This is a genomic window from Oceanimonas baumannii, from assembly GCF_002245495.1.
In the GTDB taxonomy this organism is placed as follows: Bacteria; Pseudomonadota; Gammaproteobacteria; order Enterobacterales; family Aeromonadaceae; genus Oceanimonas; species Oceanimonas baumannii.
The window spans coordinates 1-1,260 of sequence record NZ_NQJF01000041.1 but is presented as its reverse complement, the minus strand read 5'-3'; the positions used below and the strand labels follow the sequence as shown (position 1 = coordinate 1,260).

Annotated in this window: 1 protein-coding gene; it reads left to right on the top strand. The window is 61.3% G+C overall.

The annotated features are described in order from the left end of the window. On the top strand, window positions 1-1,260 hold a 1,260-nt coding region (gene tssI, locus B6S09_RS18020; protein WP_141202003.1), incomplete at both ends, for a type VI secretion system tip protein TssI/VgrG.

Below are 1,260 nucleotides of genomic sequence, written 5' to 3'. Positions count from 1 at the left end.
CATCATCACCAGCGTGCTTGCCGAGCATCGACTGAACGACATCCGCAGCGAAATCTGCTTCGACCACCAACCCCGCGAATACTGCGTGCAGGCCGGCGAAACCGACCTCGACTTTATCGCTCGCCTCGCCGCCGAAGAAGGCCTGCTCTACACCTTCGAACACCGCGCCGACGGCCACACCCTGATCCTTACCGACCGCGTCGGCGGCCTGGGCACCATCGGCACCCACACCGATTGCCCGGTGATCTACCAGCCCATGGGTGGCGGCGATTCCATGGAACCGGCGTTGACCCGTTTCCATTACACCGAACAAGTGCGCACCGCCGTGCAAGTGCAGCGCGACTACACCTTCACCCACCCACGCTACAACCAACAGCACACCGCCACCGGCGATCAGGACCTGAACAACCAGCACAAGGATTACGAACGCTACGACTACCCCGGCCGCTACAAACGCGATATCGCCGGCAAGCCCTTTACCAAAACGCGCCTGGCCGCGTTACGCAACGATGCCAAGCTGGCACATCTGGAAGGCGACGATGCGCGCCTGCAACCGGGCCTGGCCTTCGACCTCAGCGAACATCCGCGTGAGGACTTCAATGATCGTTGGCGCACCATCACCGTCCAGCATGAAGGCAAGCAGCACAGCAGCCTGCTGGAAGAAGCCTTCGGCAGCGACCACGGCACGTCTTATGAACTGAAGGCCACAGCCATCCGCTGGACCTCCGACTGGAAAGCCCCACTGCGCAATAAACCTTGCATCGACGGCCCGCAGATCGCCACGGTGGTGGGCCCGCCGGGTGAGGAGATCTATTGCGATGAATGGGGCCGAGTCAAGGTGCAGTTCCCGTGGGACCGCACTGATAAAAACGACGATCAGAGCTCATGCTGGATTCGTGTGGCTCAGGGGTGGGCCGGTGCGACCTGGGGCTCGATGGCGATTCCGCGTGTGGGTCAGGAACTGATCATCAGCTATCTCGACGGTGACCCTGACCAGCCCATCGCCACCGGGCGAGCCTATCGGCAAACCAACCTGCCGCCGTATGAGCTGCCCAAGCTCAACGCAATAGCAACGACTAAAAGTCGCGAGTTCAAAGGGACGCGAGCCAACGAGTTGCGTATTGACGACACCACCGCGCAAATCAGCGCGGCGCTGATGAGTGATCACGAACATAGCGCGCTGCATCTGGGCTACCTCACTCATCCACGCCACTACGGAGGTGGCCTGCCAAGGGGCGAAGGGTTTGAACTGCGTACGGA